Here is a 19837-nt window from a genome sequence, read left to right on the forward strand (position 1 = left end):
AGATCGACATCGTCGACCGTCCCACCGACACGGAGAAGCTGTTGATCTTCGGACGCTGGGATCTCGGCACGTCACCGGAGGACGTCCTGGACGTGCTCGCCGTTCACGGTTTGGTGCCGCCCGAGAAATAAGCGCGGGTTACATGGCCAGTGCCGCGAGGTCCGGCTGCACGATGTCGAGAGCCTGCTGCGGCACCGCGACTGCGTCGCTCGACCATCCCCAGATCGAGTACAGCTCACGGCCGGGGTCGGTGTACCCGTCGCGGCCGTGAAGCACCCGGTAGTTGTCGATGCAGATCATCTCGCCGGCTTCGGCGCGGAACATCGGCCCGCTGTCTCGCACGTGAATCACGGCCTCACTCCACTGCTTCACCAGCGGCCACTGCGCTTCTTCCGATTCGCCGGCGATCGGCGCGAGATATGGGTGATACCGAACCTGGTTGCGTCCACTCGGCACCGTCCGGGCGATCGGCGCGAATGTGTTCTGCGGGAAGTTCGGTTCCGAATGGTCGATGTCTGTGCTCCAACAGAATTCGGCCAGCTCCGCTGTTGCGGGATCGAAGGCGAGCAATTGGGTCAGTTTGACCGCGTCGATGAGAAACGAGTCGCCGCCACTCGGGTACGCCGGGCGCTTGCACCACAGAAACAGATAGTCGGGAGCGTAATCGCCGAACGCGAAACCGTCGTTGTGGGCGGTCATCCGCTCGCCGGAGATACCGAACGAGCGCTTGCGGCCGCGTTCGTCCACCGGTTGCGTGTCGACGACAGCTGCTTCGGCATCCTGACTTTTGGCGCTCGCCTCGAACTGGCGGCCGACGCGAATGCACTTCTCACCGAGCAACTTCGACGCGAAGGCAACGGCATCTTCCTCGGTGTGCAGGCCACCGAAGACCGCGGCGCCGTCGAGAGCGATTGCCGCCCGGACGGCCTCGACCGTCTCCACGCGCCGCGGAACAACACTTGCCAGCGTCAAATCGGAAGAGAACATTCATCACTCCATACGTCGAGTTCGCCAAACGGTTCAACTCGAGCGTAGGAACTCGTCATTTCGACGGCGTAACTCCGGAAACCGATTCGGTTACGGAGCCAGCCTTTCAGATCACCTTGCCCGGGTTCATGATTCCGTGAGGGTCGAGTGCGCCCTTGATCGCGTGATGCATCGCGACGACGGCCGGTGACAGTTCTTGGGCCAGGCCACCCATTTTCAGTAGGCCGACGCCGTGCTCACCGGTGACGGTTCCGCCCAACTCGAGGGCGTTGTCGATGATCTCGGCAAAAGCGGCCTGAGCGCGCCTCCGCGCCGCTTCGTCGTCGTGTGGCGTGATCAGCAGCGGGTGCAGGTTGCCGTCACCCGCGTGCGCGATGTTCGCGATGTGCGTGTCGTGCCGGGCCGAAATGGCCTCGATGCGCGCCAACATCTCCGGGACCGCCGCCTTGGGGACGCAGATGTCCTCGGTGAGCACCGGGCCGAGCCGCTCGAGGGCGGGGTATGCCAGACGCCGGGCGGAGAACAGGGCGTCGGCTTCTTCCTGGTCGGTGGATCTGGCGCTCCAGGTAGCTCCAGAGCGGTTGAAGCAGGCCAACATTCGCTCGGCTTCGGCGTCGCCGATCTCGCCAGGTGTGTCGATGCGGCCGAGCAGGACCACCTCGGCGTCAGCCGAGAGGCCCATGTTCTTCCAGGCGTCGACGGCAAGGAGACACTGCCGATCGATCAGCTCGAGGGCCGACGGCGTGAGCCCGTCTGCGGCGACGGCCTCGACGGCCTTGCCCGCAGCAACGATGGAGTCGAAGTATCCGACGATGGTGCGTTCGGGATCGCGCTGAGGACGAAGCTTGACGGTCACCTCGGTGATCACCCCGAGAGTGCCTTCGGAGCCGACCATGAGCGCCGAGAGATCAAACCCAGCCACTCCCTTGGCAGTTCGACGCCCGAGCCGAACCAGCTCACCGGTTCCGGTGACCACCTGCATGCCCAGTACGTAGTCCTTGGTGACGCCGTACTTGACGCAACACAGGCCGCCGGCATTTGTCGCGACGTTGCCTCCGATCGTCGACCAGGGCGCGCTGGCTGGATCGGGCGGATACCAGAGGCCGTGCTCGGCGCAGGCGTCGCGGAGGTGATCGTTGACCACTCCGGGTTCGACCACGGCCAAACGTTCGAGGGTGTTGATCTCCTTGATGGCGTTCATCGCGTCGAATGCGATCACGACGCCGCCGGCGACTGCGTTGGCTCCGCCCGACAGACCGGTGCCGGCGCCGCGCGTGACGACGGGCGCACCGTGGGCGATACATGCCTGCACAACTGTCTGTACCTGCTCGGCTGTGCGCGGACGGACCACCGCGACAGGGATCTCGTAGGGAGCCCACTCGGCGTCGTCGTGGATGTAGCTCGCCATGATGTCGGGGTCGGTGATCAGTCGATCCGCATCGATCTGCGAGCCGAGCGCCTCGAGGAGTGTCATGTCTCCACGATAGTGACGGCCGCTACACCACCCCATGTAGATTTACTCCGAGAAACCGGAAACCGTATGGACATTCTCTCCATACTCATCATTGGTCTGACGAGTTGGTCTGACAAGTTGGTCTGACAAGTTGGTCTGACAAGTTGGTCTGACAAGGGAGCGCGGATGCACGAGAACTGGCTACAGCTTCTCCTGGCCGAGGCATCCACCGAGGAACTGATCGAACACCGCGATCAGTTGGCCGCTGGGTCAGGCCCCGAGGTCGCCGCCGAAATCGAGCGAGAAGCCCGATCGGCACTTCAACTACGAAGTCTCCTGGCTCAGCGCCGACAGCGCGCCACCGAACTCGGGGCACTCAACGACATCGCGTCGCTGCTGACCACGATGCACGATCACCACGCCCTCCTGCAGGAGATCGTGGATCAGGCCAAACGACTACTCGGCGTGGACCTTTCGTACCTTGCTCTCATTCACGACGACATCTTGATCATCGAAGTCACGAGCGGTGCGTACACCTCCCAATTGCTCGGCCTCACGGTTCCCTTCCGCGAAGGTCTGATCGGTCGCGTGGTCGAGAACTCTTCTCCTGCTTGGTCTCCCGACTACCGAAACGATCCCTCGTTTGCACATATCGGACCGGCCGACGACGCAGCGCGAGCCGAGAACATGCGCGGCCTGCTGGCTGTGCCGCTGACATTGAACGGCAAGATCCTGGGTGCCCTGTGCGCGTGCAAACGTCAAGAGCGCCGATTCGGCAACGAAGAAGTTGCGTTGCTGTCCGCACTCGCAGCCCATGCCTCGGTGGCCATCGAGAATGCCCGTTCTCTCGAACGCTATCGCGCGACGGTTGCGGAAGTGAACGCCGCGAACACCGAACTTGCTAAGCGCACAGCACTTCTCGAACAGACACTGACCTGGGACCGATCGCTCACACAAGTTGTCCTGCGCGGCGGTGGAGTCCGTGAACTCGTGGAGGAAACCTCGGCGTCGACGGGTTCGCCGGTGTTCTTCGTGACCGGAACATCCGAGATCCCACCGGGACTGCAACGGGTGAGCGAGAGCGTTAATCGGGTTTTCGACATCTTTGCCGCTGACCGACGCGAGCAGGAAGTGACGCTGATCGTCGGTGAGCAGTTCCTGTTCGCCACCGAAGTGCGCAGTGCCGGTGACCAACTCGGAGTTCTGTTCCTACTCTCGCGTCATGAACCCACCGCCGCCATGAGATTGGCACTCGAAAGGTCTGCTCCCGCCATTGCGCTGGCACTGGTCGGCGAACGGGCGGCCAGGGAAGCCACTCGCCGAGCACGCGACGCATTTCTGGTCGATCTGATCACCAGGCCAGCGCCGACGCCGGCCGAGGTCACCGGTCAGTTCCGCCTGGCTGGACTCAACCCCGACCGCTCGTACACCGTCGTGGTGGCCCGCCCGGCCGACGCCGTCGACCGTGCGCGTCGCAGTATCGAGGAAATTGCATTTCCCTCGGGAACTGTTGTTGCCGAGCATGGTTCACGGGTCATCGCTTTGATTCCAGGAATGTCACCGGCAGAGGTTGCGGCGGCGTGGGTTCAGCCGGCGGAGAACCCGACAGTGGGAATCGCCGATCCCGCGGTGGGAGCGGAAGGTCTGGCGCGGGCGTATGTCGAGGCACAGCACACCGTCGACGTCCTCGAGACTCTCGGTCGGGCCTCCCACGTGGAACCGGCAAGTTCACTCGGCATCTACCGAATTCTCCTCAGCCGCACCGGCCGCGAAGAACTCGAATCGCTGACGCAGCGGTCCCTCGGTCCTCTCCTCGAGGAGGAACAACGACGCGGCGTTCCGCTCTTGGACACCCTCGCGTCGTACCTGTCGCACAACTGCAAGCACTCCGCGACCGCCGCCGCGCTCGCGATTCACGCCAACACCCTGTACCAACGGCTCGAGTCGATCGACAGGTTGATCGGTACACAGTGGCGTCAGCCGGACCAGGCGCTCGATCTTGCGCTCCTGATCCGGCTGCGTGCCAGTGCCGGGAAACTCGGTCAGATCTGAGCGGGCTTACTCGATCGCTTTGCCAGTGCCACCACAAGGATTGCGGCACAGAGCATCACGGCGCCCACCACCCACAGTCCTGCCTTGGCATTTCCGGTCACATCGGTGAGCCAGCCGGTGATGTACGGAGCACCGAAGCCCGACGCATTGCCGATCGAGTTGATCATGGCGATACCCGCGGCCGCACTGGCTCCCGTCAGGAACGTGGTGGGCAGGTACCAGAAGACGGGGAGAGCACAGAGGACGCCGACAGCAGTGAGCGAGACCGCGATCATGACGGTGAACGGTGAATCCAGGTACAGCGCAACCGGAATGGATACCGCGCCCAGGAGCGTCGGGGCTGCAACGTGCCACATTCGTTCACCGGTCTTGTCGGAATGGCGGCTCCACAGCACCATCGCGACAGCGCCGATCGCGTAGGGGACGGCCACGATCAGGCCTGTCTCGACGAGCGAGAAATCGGTGTCGAACGTCTGCTTGAATCCCGCGACGATGCTGGGCAGGAAGAAGCTCAAAGCGTAAAGCCCGTATGTGATTCCGAAGTAGACCAGACCGAAACCGATGACGCGGGGATCGCGCAGGGTCTTACCGGCCGACTGGTGACCGGCGTCGCCGAGTTCTTTCTCCTCGTCCGCCATGGACTTCATCAGCCAGGTGCGCTCCTCGAGGGTCAACCACTTCGCGTCGGCGGGACGGTCGGTGAGGTAGAACCAGACGACAAACGCCAAGATCACGGCGGGCAGACCCTCGATCAGGTACATCACGCGCCATCCGGCGAGGCCGAACAGTCCGTCGCCGTACTGGATGATGGCCGCCGAAAGCGGGGCACCGAGCGCCGACGAGAGCGGAAGCGTCAGCAGGAACAGACCCATCAGGCGCACGCGGTACTTCTTCGGGAACCAGAAGGTCAGGTAGAGAAGAACTCCGGGGAAGAAGCCGGCCTCGGCGATTCCCAGCAGTATGCGGAGGAAATAGAGGCTGCCGACATTCGGCACGAATGCCAGCGCAGCGGCGAGGATGCCCCAGGTGAGCATGATCCGCGCGATCCACAGCCGGGCGCCGAAGCGGTGCAGGGCCAGGTTGCTCGGCACCTCGAACAGCAGATAGCCGACGAAGAAGAGACCGGATGCGAGCCCGAACATCGTCTCGGTCATACCGAGGTCGGCGCTCATGGTGAGCTTGGCGAAAGCGATGTTCGTACGATCCAGATAGTTCACGAAATAGAGCAGGATCAGGAAGGGAATCAGCCGGCGCGCTACCTTCTTGACCACGCGAGTTTCGATCTCGCTCGGCGCAACCCCACCGTCAGTGGTGGTGCTATCGGTGGAGGTCATTGCAGGGGTACTCCTCGGAAAAGGTCAGCGTTGCTATCTACGAAGTGACTCAAGCCACAGTAGAAGCACGACTGAGCCCAACCTATGTGGACAATCTCTACAGAAGCCGTCTCTGCATGTGCGATTGCTCCCAAAGATCCGGCAGATGATCCCGGGCAGCCCGACGAACGTCCCTGAACAGTCGAAGGCGGCAAACCCGTCTGAGCTGGGGGTTTAAAGCTACGAGCACCAAGTCACTGGCTAGTGTTGTCGCCGAAACAGCCAGAGCAAGTGCGGACGCACCGCATGACTTGAAGGACAGAACATGACGAAGTTGGTTCGGACCACGATGACCCGCCGGTCCTCCACCGCACTCGCTGCCACCATCGCGGCGGTCGCCCTATTCGCCTCCGCCTGCGGCAGCGACTCCGACAAGACCAACTCCGACAAGAGCGCTGCCGGCGCCTCGTCCGCTACATCCTCGGCCACCGTCGGCGGGAAGACTCTCGACGCCAAATTCGAGACGAAGTGCGCAAAGGACGGCGGCACGACAGTTATGACACTGCTCGACGCGGAAAATCCCACCTACGGCATGTTGACCGTCTCGGCCATCGTCGATGAATCCGGCACGGTTCAGACTGCTGGAATCGCCGGAAGCGAGGGTGGATCGAACGGTCTGCCGTACACCGCCGGATACGCACCGGGACTGCCCGGCGGATCTGCCAGTGCCAAGCAGGACGGCAATACCTTCGTTGTGACGGGCGAGGGAATCGGCGCCCGGGACAAGGGCAACCCGACGGAGACGTCGAGCTTCGAGATCACATTCGCCTGCGAGTCCATCATCGGCGGCTGATCCATAGAACCGCTGGGCCCTAGGATTCTTGCTAGCTGATTCCCAGCTGTTCGCGCAGTTGGACGACGCGGAGCACGATGACTCCCAACGTCACCACTGTGACGGCACCAAAAGCGATCCAGCCGATCCGCACCGCCTTCACGCGGTTCTCACCGGCGCCCAACCACTGTGGGGCGTACAGGAAGGCAGCGGCCGTTGCAGCACCTGCCACCAGACCTCCCGCGTGACCCCAGAACGAGATCCCGGGCAGCGAAATGCTGATGATCACATTGATCGCGATCACCGAGATGATCGGGACCGGGCTTCGACGCAAACGCAGTAGAAGGACGGCCTGTGCGCCCATGATGCCGAAGATTGCACCCGACGCTCCAGCGGTCCAGGACAGGGCCGTGAGCGAGGAGAACACCGGCTGGAACGCCATCACCGAGGCGGAACCGCCGAGGAGCGAAACCAGGTAGATGCCGACGTACCGGGAGCGGCCCATCACGATTTCGGTGTCGCGCCCCAGGATGTAGAGGGCGTACATGTTGACCGCGAGGTGCAAGATGCCGAAGTGCAAGAACCCGGAGCCGATGAGCCGGAACCAGTCACCGCTGGCGACCAGACCCGGATTGAGTGCCCAGTTCGCGAAGATCGACGAGCCGACCTGATTGTTCATGATGCTTCGCGACTGCGCGAAGGTGGCGAGGAACGCCAGGACGTTGAGCCCCATCAAGGTGTACGTCACGATCGGGATCGCACGGGCGGGGCTCACGGTGTTTCCGGCGACGCCCCGAACGGGGCGGACATCGCGTTGGCCGGCAGCTACACAGTCAACACATTGGTATCCCACCGCCGCCTCTCGGAGGCAGTCCGGGCACGCCGGACGTCCACAACGATTGCAGGAAAGTGCGGTGGGTCGATCTGGATGGCGGACGCACCGCGGTTGGGGCGGGATGCCCTCACTCGCACCGCCGCCCCAACCGGGGTTCGTCATCTGCTTGTTTTACCTGTTCAGGAGATGGTGATGCTGTTGATCACGACGGGCTCGACCGGACGATCGCCACGATCGACGGCGGTGGAGGAGATAGCGTCGACAACCTTCTTGGAATCGTCGTCGAGAACCTCACCGAAGATGGTGTGGCGACGGTTCAGGTGCGGCGTCGGGCCGGTGGTGATGAAGAACTGCGAGCCGTTGGTTCCCGGGCCTGCGTTGGCCATGGCCAGCAGGTAGGAACGGTCGAACTGCAGTTCCGGGTGGAACTCGTCACCGAACTTGTAGCCCGGGCCGCCGGTGCCGGTTCCGGTGGGGTCGCCACCCTGGATCATGAAGCCGTCGATGACGCGGTGGAAGATGGCACCGTCGTAGAACGGGCCGGTCTTGGTGCCGGCGGCGTTTGCGGTGGTGTACTCCTTCGAGCCGTCGGCGAGGCCGACGAAGTTCTCGACGGTCTTCGGCGCATGGTTGCCGAACAGAGCGATCTTGATGTCGCCGCGGTTCGTGTGCAGCGTTGCGGTTGCGGTCTGATGAGTTGAAGTCACACCACCATCGTGCCATTGCCGGCGTTCTCGCGGATGTCGCCCCGCAAAAGTCTCCCTGTCCTCGCCCCACTGTTATGGCACAGTGAAGTCATGACACGAGTGACCGAGTCCCTCAGCACGCAGTTGCCCGACACCTTCGATCACGCGCGCGCCCGCGTCGAGGACACCTTCGACGAGACTGCCGCCTACCTCGAAGAGACAGCGGCTCGCATCAAGGAGTCCGAGGCAGCCGACAACGCTCGCCGTATCGCCGCGGTGGTCGCGACGTCGGTCGCTCGCGGCGCTGGGCAGGTCGGGTTGTTCCTGGGCCGTCAGGGCAAAGTCCTCGCCAAGAAGGGCGTCGAGCGCGCAAAGGCCATCCCCACGAAATCCACGGAACGCACCGAGAAGCCTCGCGGCCGCAAGCGCGTCACGGTGTTCGTCATCGCCGGTGTCGCGGTGATCGGTGGCGCGGTGTTCTTCAAGAGCCGCCGACGCGAGCATCCGCCGGTCGCTTCCGCACCCCCTCGCCTCGAGGAGAACTCGGCCGAGAAGACCGCTTAGTCGACATACGAAAAGCCCCGGAACAGATTGTGTTCCGGGGCTTTTCGATGTTCACGTTCAGCAGTTGGACGGTGCCGGGACGTTGTTGAAGCGATCGATCATGTATCCGATGGATTCGGGGGTACCCACCAGGTACGGCGTCGCGTGATTGATTGCCAGTCCCGGAATGATCGGGGGCAGTTCGTTGACGGAGAACTGCACCGTCGCGCCCTTGCCGCACCAGTCTCGCGCCAGTTGCTGCCCCTGGCCGAACGGAACGATGTCGTCGGAGCGGCCATGCTGAATGAGCACGGGCGACTCCGGCGTCAGCTTGCCGATCTTCTGCTCGTCGAGGATTGCCTGCGCCATGGGTAGACGCGCCAGAACTGCGGAGAGTGATTCACCGGAATTGGTGAAGCTCGACGACTGCTGGAAGCCGAACTGCAATCCACTTTCGGCGACGCACTGGTTCTTGGTGGCGGCCAACATCTGTCGGCCGCGATCGTTGATCTCGGCGTCGAGCAGCGGCTGAACCTCGGGGTACTGGGCAAGGATCCCGTTGAGCGCGTAGCCGATCACTCCGGTGAGGAACGTGCCGTCGACCTGCTGCAGCGTCGCCGCCAGATCGGCGGGCGGTGCACCTGCGTAGGTGCCCTTGAGATCAAGCTCCGGAGCGTACGACGGCTTCAATTCCGTTGCGGCAGCAGCAGCTCCACCACCTTGCGAGTAACCCCACAGTCCGACGGGGCCGTCGGCGGGAATGCTCGTGTTCGGGAGTTGCTGAGCGGCTCGCACCGAGTCCAGAACCGCGTGTGCTTCGGCTTCACGGTTGACGTAGGTGTGATCGCCCGGAGTTCCGAGGCCCTCGTAATCGGTGACAACGACGGCAATGCCGTTGAGCAGCAACGTGTTCACCCAGATGGACTCGTAGCCGACCATGACGTCCGTCGGGAACTGGTACTCGATACCGGTGTTGAACAGCTTGGACGGAGCGCATTGATCGCCCTGCCCGTGCGTTCCCACCGCTGCGGCAACCAGTGGACGCGCCCCCTGCCCGGTCCACGGGTTCGACGGTTCGAGATAGGTGCCCGTCACGGCAACGGGGGCGCCCTTGGCGTCCTCGCTTCGGTACATGATCTTGGTGGCGGTTGCCGGCCACGCACCGTTCGATCCGGGCACGCTCAGCAGCAGTGGTGACGGCTCACTCTTGATGAGATCTCCGTTGGCACCTGCCGGAAGCTCCGACGGCGGCGTGTAGAAATCCGCCGGCTCCGCCGTTGCGGCAGGGGCCGTCACAGCACCCATGACCAGTGCCGCGACGGAGACCCCGGCCGCCCACCATGCTCTGCTCTTCACGTCTCGATCTCCCCACGTTCGCTTGCGCTGTGGCTTGGCACACAGCGAACGCAGAGTAACACATACCTCACGTAACACTTTTTCGTGAGGTTTTCGCCTTAACAGGCTGAAATACAACCGTTTACGACTACTTCGTGGGCTCCAGATTGGTGGTCAGCAGCGCACGAAGCTTGTCGGTATCAGCAGAGGTCCAGGCCTCGGGGTGCAGGATCTTGGCCCACATGTCCGCTGCATCCTCGCCGTAATTGTGACCGTGCCCGGACGGGACGTCAGCCGAGAAGACCATGTCGAGGGTTACCTGCCAGAAGGTCACGAGAGGAACCCATGTCATTCCCGGATCCACGTCGCGACCCAGCGGTTCTTTGAGCCAATCCGGCTTGTTGAGCAGCAGGTCGAAGGACCACCACGTGATCGGGTCGCTGGCGTGCTGCCAGTACACGATGCGATCGTCGTCCCAGTCCGACTTCAGCTCCAGATCTTCCGGATCACCGGCAAACCGAATTGCCTGGCCACCGTCGATCACCGGCAGAATCTCCGGTGAGCCCGAGTCACGACTGTCCGTGATTTCCTGCCACTGAGCAGTGAAGTTGGGGGTTCCGACCCACAGTGCGCCGTCGACGCGCGTCATCATGTCTTGGGCGCCGGCAAATGCTGCCTGACCACCGTAGGAGCCGAGGCTCTCACCGAAGACAACCAGTTCGGGACGCGTCTCCACGGGCAGGTCGATCCACTTGGCGTAGACCGCGTTGAAGAGTGCCCGCCCGGCGATCATCGGCGTCTCGCGGTCTGCGATGAAGGCCAACGGACTCGGAAGGAACGAGTACTGCATCGACGCGATCGCCGTGTCCCCGCCCTCGACGTACTCGAACGCCGACGCGACGTCCTCGTTCACCCAACCGCGACCGGTGGTCGTGACAACTGCGAGAGTTCCGCGGTCGAATCCGCCGGTGCGCTCCAACTCGTCTACGACCCGCTGTGCGACACCGTTGATCGAGTCCGAGGATTCACGTCCGGCATACACCCGGATCGGTTGCTTCGCTTCACGTCCGGTCAATGCAGAGATCTCGGCTGCAGTGGGACCGCTACCCATGAAGGTGCGCCCCTCCTGGCCGAGAGAATCCCAAGCCTCAGCGGACATCGGCGAACCGCTGCGCTCTGCAATCATGGGCTGTTCGATGCCGTCCGGTGTTTCGTGATCCGCACCGGAGAAACTCCAGTTCGCGAAGGCGATCAGCCCGTTGTACAGCGCACCGTTCACGATGAAAATGCCGAGGGCGAAGATGACGATCAAGCTGCCGACCTTCGCCGCCTCGAGGGGAACGAACCGTAGTGCGACGGCGGTGAGCTTGTTGGTGGTGAAACGAAGACCACGGCCTGCCTCGAGCAGGATGAACCAGATTCCGAGCGAAATCATCAGCACCAGAAGATAATTCGCCTGATTGGTGCGTGGAGCTTCCACGAGATCGCGAACGATCTGCTGCCACCACGAACCGAGGACCAAGAACGTCGGCACCAGAATGACGGCCGCGACCAACAGGATTCGCCAGCCGATCTTCTTGGTGCGATCCGACCACTGCGGTTCGACGCCGCACTTGCGGATCATCCAGGCGACCGTCACGCCGACGCCGTATCCCATCGCGAGCGAGATGCCCGTCGCAACGCCCTGCAGGTACCACGCGCGCGGCAACAGGGACGGACTCATCGACCAGGTGAAGAAGACCAGAGCAAAGGCAAGCCCGACCGGGTGCAGCGTCTTGCAGTAGAGGCGCAGCCGTTCCCACACACGTTTCATGCCGGAATCGTATGCGCCCCGTGCCCGAATCAGGTCACGAAGCGCACACGCGTCCAGTCTGTTTACGGGGCGAAGCGCAAAATCGCGGCAACTGCGCCGCCGCCCGGAATGTCCTCCGCGCGAACAGCGAGCACCCGCGCACCCGTCAGGAGCGCACGACGAGCGATCTCGTCAACGACCCCGTAGGTGCTTCCGTTGGTCGACTCACCGGTCGTGAGAGCGCCCGTCTGGGGATCGAGACTTCCGGGTACGACGGAATCGATGTCGATGAAAACGGTGTCGACCTGTCCGTACGTCGCGGCTGTTGCCACGTCGGCGACGTCCGTCTGAGTGCGTCCCTGTTCCGTGCGCACATTGAAGGTGTCCCGCACCGCCGCCAGCTGCTCGGCATGGAAGTCGTCGAGCGCCGGACGCGAACCGTCCGCCACTTCCTGCGTCGACAAGGCTTCCGGGTTTCCATCGACGGTTTTGTCGACCAGGTGGCGGTACGAATTCACGGAGCGATACACCGACGCGATGGGTTCCGCAGCGGCCAGAATCAAGGGGACGTCACGGCCGGCGAGCACACCGCGGACCTCGTGATCGACTGCACGGGCGTACTGATTGACGCGCAGCTTTCGGCTGTCCGAACCCGAGAGCCGACCCGCCTCGGTGCGACTGTTGATCGACGACTTGCCCGCGTGATCCGCAGCGTTCTTCGGCATTCCCTGAACACGAACCTCGTCGGCCGGTTGATCGGCGGCGATCTCGATCAGTCGCACCGAACCCTCTGCCAGAGCGAGAACAAACGCCGTCTGGGGGAACGTCACCGAACGGAGCAGCGGCTTGAGATGAAACCGATCGCTGACCGTTTCGAGCGCCTGCAGACGGTTGGGGAGGCGGAAGGTCACCAGACGCTCCGGCGTCGCGTACGTGACCAATGAGCGCGACTGGAAGCGCCAGAAATCGTCGTCGTCGTCGAGCTCTGCGTATTCGGCCTCGAACTGCTTGCGCTCGGCCGGATCCTCCACCGATGCGAGTGCCGAGCGGACCTGGTCCTTGAAGGCTATGCGCGCTTTGTCGTAATCCTGCGGCGCATCTTCAGTCGGAGTAACGATGGTGATGCAGGTGGGCCCCTCCACCTCCGCGAGTGCGGCAATTTCACCGTGGCTGGGAATGTCGTTGTGAAGCACTACGAACCTCCTGAAATTGGGTTCTCCTCACGCTACGCCCGGCTGGTTATGACCACTAGACTTTCCGGAGAATTCGGGACGAACGGTCCATAGTGGGCGCGGTTCTGGCCACCCCACTCCGAGCGAACGGCATGTTCATCGCCTTCAGTGCGCCGAAAGTGCCGTTCGCTCAAAGATGGGGGCACACCAGTCGGGCAAGTCGGGCACCAGCCGGGGCGAGCAGAGATCGGGTACGTCGGCATACAAAAACACCCTCCCGGATCCCGGGAGGGTGTTTTCTTACTGTGGAGCCTAGGAGATTCGAACTCCTGACATCTGCCTTGCAAAGGCAGCGCTCTACCAACTGAGCTAAGGCCCCGTTCGGTTTTCTGACCGGAGTCAGAGTACCTAGGTTCTATCCTGTTTCCAAATCGTGCCAAACCTTGTCTCCGCGCTGACTTTTGATCAGCTTGGACACCCCGAGAGCTACCAGAATTCCGGCCCCGACAAGCAGGAAAACCTTCATTCCAGCAACCCTTCTTCGGCACATGGGAGTGGGCCTAGGAGGACTTGAACCTCCGACCTCTTCATTATCAGTAAAGCGCTCTAACCACCTGAGCTATAGGCCCCTGAACCGATTCCAAAGATTACCCCACCGGGCCGCTGACACCAAAACGGGCCCGGCGGAGCAATGTTTTCGCAGGTCAGTCGCGGTCGGCGAGAGTTACCTCTACGCCGCCAACCAGGTCGCTGCAGAGGTTGTAGATGAACGATCCGATCGTGACGAGTGCCGTGAAAAGCACCATGTTCGCGATGCCGATCAGCGCGGCGTAGCCGAACACCTGGCCGGCCGTCACCAGACCGTCGGAGCCGCCGTCGGCAACGATGTCGGTGAACGCGTTGTTCAGGCGATCCCAGACGCCCATGCCGTCGAGAACGACGTAGAGCAGTCCGACGGCCACCATCCACACGAAGAACAGCGACACCGAGATCACGGATGTGATCTTGAGCGTGGACCACGGGTCGATACGACGGATCTGGACCGTTGCGCGCAGTGGCGCACCGTCCACGACCGAAGCCGATACGGCGTGAGTTTTCTCACCCTTCACCGCAGCAGGCAACGGATGCTTGGCCTCGGAGAGGTCAGGCATGTCCTTCGGTAGATCCTTGCGATCGATGTGCCGAGTCGGCCCGTCGATCGCGGCGGCTTTTGCTTTCGGATTAGCGACCGTGGGATTGGCGACCGTGGCGTTTGCAGCCTTGGGATTTGCGCCCGAGGGTGCAACAGCCTTGGCTGCTGCCGCGCCGGCGACGCCACCGGTAGCTGCGGCAGCCGCCGTTCCCGTCACGACGGGACGTGCCGACGGGTTGCCGGCAGGACGACCCGTCTGTGCACCGGCAGCGGGGCGACCCGATTGCGGCTGTCCCTTCGGCGCACCACCCTGCGCGGGGTTATTGGCCGGACCACCCTGCGCCGGGCCTGCCGCTGCAGGACGCTGCGGACCCGCAGGCGGCTTACCCCCGGCAGGAGCTGCCGGTCGACCCGCAGGAGCACCAGCGCCGGCTGGGCGCGTGATGTTGGTCTGCGGCTGACTTTGCGGAGCCTGATTCTGCGGTGGCTGAGCCTTCGACGCCGGGGCCTTGGACGCCGGGTTCTGAGCAGCGGGGTTCTGAGCTGGCTGCCCCTGCGGCTGACCCGACGGCTGGGGTCCGCGTTGCCACGGCGGCGCCTGGCTGCCACGAGCCTGATTGGCAACCGGTTGCGGCGGAGCCTGACCGTCACCCTTTGCCGGAGTTACCGGCGCAGCCGGAGCCACAGAAGGAGCGGAAGGAGCTTGACCCTTGGCCGCACCCGCGGCGTCGGAAGCCCCACCCGCCGGCTTCTGAGCCGACGGGCCGCGAGGCGGCTCCGGCGCCTTGGGCGCCGGAGCTGCCTCGGAAGCTTTGGGTCCGCCGTCCGCTGGAGCTGCAGGTTTCGAGGTCTGCGGCCCCGCCGGAGCAGTTGCCTGCTCCGGCTTCGGTGGCGTCGAACCTGAAGTGCTTTCGCTCTTCTGGTCACTGCCCGGCTGGTTGGGAGTGCTCACTAGGACTCCTTAGCTCCATCGGCATTGTCTGCGTTGTCGGTGGTCTCTGCAGCGAGCTCTTCGGGCTCGTCGGCGTTGCGCGCAATCGCGAGCAGTGTGTCGCCTTCGCCGAGGTTCATCAGACGCACGCCCTTGGTCTGGCGTCCCGCCTTACGAACCTGCTTGGCAGCCGTCCTGATGACGCCGCCGCCCGAGGTGATCGCGTACAGCTCGTCGTCGTCGTCGACGATGAGCGCACCGACCAGAGTGCCACGTTTCTTGTCGTACTGAATCGTGAGCACGCCCTTGCCGCCGCGACCCTGCACCGGGTAGTCCTCCATGCCGGTTCGCTTGGAGTAACCGCCCGACGTGGCGACCAGGAGGAACGTTCCTTCACGAACGACGTTGAGCGAGAGCAGCTCGTCGTCACCGTTGAAACGCATGCCCTGGACACCGGAAGTGGCGCGGCCCATCGGACGCAGTGCCTCGTCGGTGGCCGAGAAGCGGATCGACTGGCCCTGTGCCGAGACGAGAAGGAGGTCGTCTTCGGCGGAGCAGAGGACAGCGCCGACCAGTTCGTCTTCACCGCGCAGGTTGATGGCGACGATGCCACCGCTGCGGTTGGAATCGAAGTCGGTGAGCTTGGACTTCTTGACCAGACCGTTGCGAGTGGCGAGCACCAGGTAGGGCGCGTCTTCGTAGGTCTTGATCTGGATGACGGACTGGATGCGCTCGTCCGGCTGGAAGGCCAGGAGGTTGGCAACGTGCTGACCGCGAGCTGTACGGCTCGCCTCGGGCAGTTCGTAAGCCTTGGCGCGGTAGACGCGGCCCTTCGTGGTGAAGAACAGCAGCCAGTCGTGCGTCGACGTGACGAAGAAGTGCGAGACGATGTCGTCCTGCTTGAGGCCGGCACCCTGAACACCCTTGCCGCCGCGCTTCTGCGAGCGGTACAGGTCGGTCTTGGTGCGCTTGGCGTAACCGGTCTCGGTGATCGTGACGACGACGTCTTCGCGTGCGATCAGATCCTCGTCGTTGACGTCTCCGTCGGCGGCGATGATGCGGGTACGACGGTCGTCGCCGTACTTGTCGACGATTTCCTTGAGCTCGTCACGAACGATCGCGCGCTGACGCTCCGGGCGAGCCAGAATGTCTTCGAGGTCCGCGATTTCGAGTTCGATCTCGGCCAACTCGTCGACGATCTTCTGACGCTCGAGGGCGGCCAGACGACGCAGCTGCATGCCGAGGATGGCATCGGCCTGGATCTCGTCGACGTCGAGGAGTTCCATCAATCCGGCGCGAGCGATGTCGACGGTCTGCGACGCACGGATCAAGGCGATGACCTCGTCCAGAGCGTCGAGGGCCTTGACCAGACCGCGCAGGATGTGGGCGCGCTCCTGTGCCTTGCGAAGCAGGTACCTGGTACGACGAACGATGACCTCGAGCTGATGCGTCGTGTACAGACGGATCATCTGGTCGAGGCGCAGCGTGCGCGGCACTCCGTCGACGATGGAGAGCATGTTGCAGCCGAAGCTGGTCTGCAGCTGGGTGTGCTTGTAAAGGTTGTTCAGCACGACCTTGGCAACGGCGTCACGCTTGACGGTGACGACGATGCGCATGCCGACGCGGTCCGAGGACTCGTCGTGGATGTCGGAGATGCCACCGATCTTGGCGTCACGAACCTGCTCCGCGATGGAAGTGATCAGGTTGTCCGGGTTGACCTGGTAGGGCAGCTCGGTGATGACGATCGTGGTGCGGCCCTTGGCATCTTCTTCGATCTCGACGACGCCGCGCATACGAACGGAGCCACGGCCGGTGGTGTAGGCGTCCTGGATGCCCTGTCCACCGACGATGAGCCCGTGCGTCGGGAAGTCGGGTCCCTTGATGCGCTCCATGACGGCCGCGAGGGTGGCTTCCTCGTCCGCCTCGAAGTTCTCGAGCGCCCAGTAGATGGCCTCGGCAACTTCACGCAGGTTGTGCGGCGGAATGTTGGTGGCCATACCGACGGCGATGCCGTTGGAACCGTTGATCAGAAGGTTCGGGATACGGCTGGGCAGAACCGTCGGTTCCTGCGTCTTACCGTCGTAGTTCGGTGTGAAATCGACTGTCTCGTGGTCGATTTCGCGCAGCATTTCCATCGCGAGCGGCGTGAGCCTGCACTCGGTGTAACGCATGGCGGCTGCGCCGTCGTTGCCGCGGGATCCGAAGTTTCCCTGACCGTCGACGAGCGGGTAACGCAGCGACCACGGCTGGGCCATACGGACCAACGTGTCGTAGATCGAGGAGTCGCCGTGGGGGTGGTAGTTACCCATGGTCTCGGCGACCGGTCGGGCAGACTTCACGTATCCGCGGTCGGGGCGATATCCGTTGTCGTACATCGCGTAGAGCACGCGGCGGTGCACCGGCTTGAGTCCGTCGCGGACATCCGGCAGAGCGCGACCGACGATGACGCTCATGGCGTAGTCGATGTAGCTGTTCTGCATTTCCTGCTGGATGTCGACCGGTTCGATCCGGTCGTGTTGCGGACCGTCCGGTGGCAACGTGGTGTCGGTCATGAGCTCACTTTCTTAAAAGAGGGGGCAAGCCCCTGTGCGCGGAAAAGGAGTCCGGGGACTCCTCAACCGCTCACAGGGCCGCAGGCCTACACGTCGAGGAAACGAACGTCCCGGGCATTGCGGGTGATGAAGCTGCGTCGTGCTTCGACGTCTTCGCCCATCAGCACGCTGAACAGCTCGTCGGCAGCAGCCGCGTCGTCGAGCGTGACGAGACGCAGAACGCGCACCGTCGGGTCCATCGTGGTTTCCCACAGCTCCTTGGCGTTCATCTCGCCGAGGCCTTTGTAGCGCTGGATGCCGTCGTCCTTGTTGATCTTCTTGCCGGACTCGAGGCCGGCCTTGACCATCGCGTCGCGCTCGCGGTCGGAGTACGCGAATTCCGGCTGCGCACCCTTCTGCCACTTGAGCTTGTACAGCGGCGGCTGCGCGAGGTAGACCTTGCCGTGCTCGACGAGCGGCCGCATGAAGCGGAACAGCAGCGTGAGCAGCAGCGTTGCGATGTGCTGACCGTCGACGTCGGCGTCGGCCATGAGCACGATCTTGTGATAGCGCAGCTTGGCGATGTCGAACTCGTCGTGGATGCCCGTGCCGAACGCGGTGATGATCGACTGGACTTCGGTGTTCTTGAGGACGCGATCGATCCGCGCCTTCTCGACGTTGATGATCTTTCCGCGAAGCGGGAGGATCGCCTGGTACATCGAGTCTCGGCCGGACTTGGCCGAGCCGCCTGCGGAGTCGCCCTCCACGATGTAGATCTCGGACTTCTCCGGATCGTTGGAGCGGCAATCGGCGAGCTTGCCTGGCAGGCCACCGAGGTCGGTCGCGCTCTTACGACGGACCAGCTCACGCGCCTTACGTGCGGCGACGCGGGCCTGCGCCGACGAAACAGCCTTGTTCACAATGGTTTTCGCGTCGGCGGGGTTCGCCTCGAACCAGTGCGCGAGGTGCTCGTTGCACGCCTTCTGCACGAAGGACTTGACCTCGGTGTTGCCGAGCTTGGTCTTGGTCTGACCCTCGAACTGGGGTTCACCGACCTTCACCGAGATGATGGCCGCGAGTCCCTCACGGATGTCGTCACCTGTGAGCTTGGGATCCTTGTCCTTGAGCAGCTTCTTCTCGAGCGCGTACTTGTTGACCGTTGCGGTCAGTGCGGCGCGGAAGCCCTCTTCGTGGGTACCACCCTCGTGGGTGTTGATCGTGTTGGCGAAGGTGTGCACGGACTCCGAGTAGCCGGAGTTCCACTGCATTGCGACCTCGAGCTCGTGGCCGGTGCCCTTGGCGGTGAATCCGACGACCGAGTTGTGGATCGGGGTCTTGCTCTTGTTGATGTGCCGGACATAGTCCTCGAGTCCACCGGGGTAGTGGTAGATACGGGTCTTGGACTTACGCGGCGCTGCCTGAGCAGCTTCTTCGGCTTCTTCGGCAGCAGACTTGGGAGCCTCGGCCACCTCGGCAGCTTCGTCGTCGATGACCTCGGCGCGCTCGTCGGTCAGCGTGATGGTCAGGCCCTTGTTGAGGAAGGCCATTTCCTGCAGACGACGCGCAACGGTCTCGAAGTTGTAGCGGGTGGTCTCGAAGATCTCGGGATCGGCCCAGAAACTGACGGTGGTGCCGGTCTCCTTCGTCGGGTCGCCCTGTACGAGCTCTCCCGGCTTGGAATCGGTGTACGTCTGCTGCCACCGGTAGCCGTCGACCTTGATGTCGACGTCGAGCCTGGTGGAGAGCGCGTTGACCACCGAGATACCGACGCCGTGCAGACCACCGGAGACGGCATAGGAGTCGGAGTCGAACTTGCCGCCGGCGTGCAGCTGGGTAAGCACGACCTCGACGGTGGGAACTCCGGAGGCGTGCATGCCGACCGGGATGCCACGGCCGTCGTCGATGACGCGGATTCCGCCGTCTTCGAGGAGGGTGACCTCGACCTTGGTGGCGTGTCCGGCCATCGCCTCGTCGACCGAGTTGTCGACGACCTCCCAAATGAGGTGGTGCAGACCGCGTTCACCGGTGGAACCGATGTACATGCCTGGACGCTTACGTACCGCCTCGAGTCCTTCGAGGACGGTGATGGACGACGCGTTGTAGTCCTTGCTGGAAGTGCTTGTATCTGACTTCTGGGCAGCCACGGGTGGGTAGCTCTCCTTCTCCGTCAATACTCGAGCGCAGCCGTCAGCAAGCCCTTGCGGGTGTCGTCGGAGCGGGTTCGAGAATGTTGCCGCTAGTTA

The 19837-nt window shown here is 63.3% G+C and carries 14 protein-coding genes, 2 tRNA genes and 1 pseudogene; 4 read left to right on the forward strand and 13 right to left on the reverse strand.

What is annotated here, in order from left to right:
- Nucleotides 1–131 (forward strand): annotated as a pseudogene (locus tag ACYP01_RS28285) (PH domain-containing protein); the annotation flags it as partial.
- Between the two features lie 7 nt (nucleotides 132–138).
- Here ACYP01_RS28285 and ACYP01_RS28290 read toward each other — a convergent pair.
- On the reverse strand, nucleotides 139–987 hold the full coding sequence (locus ACYP01_RS28290) for a TauD/TfdA family dioxygenase (protein ID WP_459683347.1): 849 nt from the start codon (nucleotides 985–987) through the stop codon (nucleotides 139–141).
- 106 nt (nucleotides 988–1093) lie between these two features.
- On the reverse strand, nucleotides 1094–2461 hold the full coding sequence (locus tag ACYP01_RS28295) for an FAD-binding oxidoreductase (protein ID WP_459683349.1): 1368 nt from the start codon (nucleotides 2459–2461) through the stop codon (nucleotides 1094–1096).
- A gap of 165 nt (nucleotides 2462–2626) precedes the next feature.
- Here ACYP01_RS28295 and ACYP01_RS28300 point away from each other — a divergent pair, with 165 nt between their 5' ends.
- Nucleotides 2627–4492 carry a helix-turn-helix domain-containing protein gene (locus tag ACYP01_RS28300; protein WP_459683351.1) on the forward strand — a complete coding sequence of 622 codons (1866 nt, stop codon included), beginning with the start codon at nucleotides 2627–2629 and terminating at the stop codon, nucleotides 4490–4492.
- Here the strand turns inward: ACYP01_RS28300 and ACYP01_RS28305 are convergent.
- On the reverse strand, nucleotides 4483–5826 hold the full coding sequence (locus ACYP01_RS28305; protein WP_459683353.1) for an MFS transporter: 1344 nt from the start codon (nucleotides 5824–5826) through the stop codon (nucleotides 4483–4485). The two genes, ACYP01_RS28300 and ACYP01_RS28305, sit on opposite strands and share 10 nt — an antisense overlap.
- Nucleotides 5827–6130: 304 nt before the next feature.
- Between ACYP01_RS28305 and ACYP01_RS28310 the strand changes: the two genes are divergently transcribed.
- A complete protein-coding gene (locus tag ACYP01_RS28310; RefSeq protein ID WP_276117204.1) occupies nucleotides 6131–6658 on the forward strand; it encodes a lipoprotein LpqH in 528 nt (175 codons plus the stop codon).
- A 31-nt stretch (nucleotides 6659–6689) separates the two neighbouring features.
- Here the strand turns inward: ACYP01_RS28310 and ACYP01_RS28315 are convergent, their stop codons facing one another.
- Both ACYP01_RS28315 and ACYP01_RS28320 read right to left on the reverse strand, forming a co-directional pair.
- Complete coding sequence (locus ACYP01_RS28315; RefSeq protein ID WP_064075687.1) at nucleotides 6690–7634, reverse strand: rhomboid family intramembrane serine protease; 945 nt, start codon at nucleotides 7632–7634, stop codon at nucleotides 6690–6692.
- 17 nt (nucleotides 7635–7651) lie between these two features.
- A complete protein-coding gene (locus tag ACYP01_RS28320; protein ID WP_007729190.1) occupies nucleotides 7652–8179 on the reverse strand; it encodes a peptidylprolyl isomerase in 528 nt (175 codons plus the stop codon).
- 90 nt (nucleotides 8180–8269) lie between these two features.
- Between ACYP01_RS28320 and ACYP01_RS28325 the strand changes: the two genes are divergently transcribed.
- The gene (locus ACYP01_RS28325) at nucleotides 8270–8722 is read left to right on the forward strand and encodes a hypothetical protein (protein WP_039973062.1); all 453 of its coding nucleotides are present in this window, start codon (nucleotides 8270–8272) and stop codon (nucleotides 8720–8722) included.
- A gap of 57 nt (nucleotides 8723–8779) precedes the next feature.
- On the opposite strand, the gene ACYP01_RS28330 is transcribed toward ACYP01_RS28325, so the two are convergent.
- The 8 genes from ACYP01_RS28330 to gyrB all read right to left on the reverse strand — a co-directional run bounded on the left by ACYP01_RS28330 (nucleotide 8780) and on the right by gyrB (nucleotide 19738).
- The gene (locus tag ACYP01_RS28330) at nucleotides 8780–10057 is read right to left on the reverse strand and encodes a lipase family protein (protein ID WP_312638977.1); all 1278 of its coding nucleotides are present in this window, start codon (nucleotides 10055–10057) and stop codon (nucleotides 8780–8782) included.
- Between the two features lie 127 nt (nucleotides 10058–10184).
- The gene (locus ACYP01_RS28335; protein ID WP_007729186.1) at nucleotides 10185–11849 is read right to left on the reverse strand and encodes an alpha/beta hydrolase; all 1665 of its coding nucleotides are present in this window, start codon (nucleotides 11847–11849) and stop codon (nucleotides 10185–10187) included.
- Between the two features lie 62 nt (nucleotides 11850–11911).
- Nucleotides 11912–13021 carry a baeRF11 domain-containing protein gene (locus tag ACYP01_RS28340; RefSeq protein ID WP_459683358.1) on the reverse strand — a complete coding sequence of 370 codons (1110 nt, stop codon included), beginning with the start codon at nucleotides 13019–13021 and terminating at the stop codon, nucleotides 11912–11914.
- A 285-nt stretch (nucleotides 13022–13306) separates the two neighbouring features.
- Nucleotides 13307–13379: transfer RNA gene (locus tag ACYP01_RS28345), tRNA-Ala, on the reverse strand.
- A gap of 176 nt (nucleotides 13380–13555) precedes the next feature.
- Nucleotides 13556–13629 (reverse strand) — tRNA-Ile (locus ACYP01_RS28350).
- A gap of 75 nt (nucleotides 13630–13704) precedes the next feature.
- Nucleotides 13705–15084 carry a DUF3566 domain-containing protein gene (locus ACYP01_RS28355; protein ID WP_459683360.1) on the reverse strand — a complete coding sequence of 460 codons (1380 nt, stop codon included), beginning with the start codon at nucleotides 15082–15084 and terminating at the stop codon, nucleotides 13705–13707.
- A complete protein-coding gene (gyrA, locus tag ACYP01_RS28360) occupies nucleotides 15084–17615 on the reverse strand; it encodes a DNA gyrase subunit A (RefSeq protein ID WP_003942463.1) in 2532 nt (843 codons plus the stop codon). Before gyrA ends, ACYP01_RS28355 begins: the two co-directional genes overlap by 1 nt.
- A gap of 86 nt (nucleotides 17616–17701) precedes the next feature.
- Complete coding sequence (gene gyrB / locus ACYP01_RS28365) at nucleotides 17702–19738, reverse strand: DNA topoisomerase (ATP-hydrolyzing) subunit B (protein ID WP_003942515.1); 2037 nt, start codon at nucleotides 19736–19738, stop codon at nucleotides 17702–17704.
- Nucleotides 19739–19837 lie beyond the last annotated feature (99 nt).

The organism is Rhodococcus sp. no. 34, assembly GCF_054589475.1.

Coding starts and splice junctions, on each gene's coding strand:
- ACYP01_RS28290 (WP_459683347.1), bottom strand. CDS start 987: ATGTTCTCTTCCGATTTGACGCTGGCAAGTGTTGTTCCGCGGCGCGTG.
- ACYP01_RS28295 (WP_459683349.1), bottom strand. CDS start 2,461: ATGACACTCCTCGAGGCGCTCGGCTCGCAGATCGATGCGGATCGACTG.
- ACYP01_RS28300 (WP_459683351.1), top strand. CDS start 2,627: ATGCACGAGAACTGGCTACAGCTTCTCCTGGCCGAGGCATCCACCGAG.
- ACYP01_RS28305 (WP_459683353.1), bottom strand. CDS start 5,826: ATGACCTCCACCGATAGCACCACCACTGACGGTGGGGTTGCGCCGAGC.
- ACYP01_RS28310 (WP_276117204.1), top strand. CDS start 6,131: ATGACGAAGTTGGTTCGGACCACGATGACCCGCCGGTCCTCCACCGCA.
- ACYP01_RS28315 (WP_064075687.1), bottom strand. CDS start 7,634: ATGACGAACCCCGGTTGGGGCGGCGGTGCGAGTGAGGGCATCCCGCCC.
- ACYP01_RS28325 (WP_039973062.1), top strand. CDS start 8,270: ATGACACGAGTGACCGAGTCCCTCAGCACGCAGTTGCCCGACACCTTC.
- ACYP01_RS28335 (WP_007729186.1), bottom strand. CDS start 11,849: ATGAAACGTGTGTGGGAACGGCTGCGCCTCTACTGCAAGACGCTGCAC.
- gyrA (WP_003942463.1), bottom strand. CDS start 17,615: ATGACCGACACCACGTTGCCACCGGACGGTCCGCAACACGACCGGATC.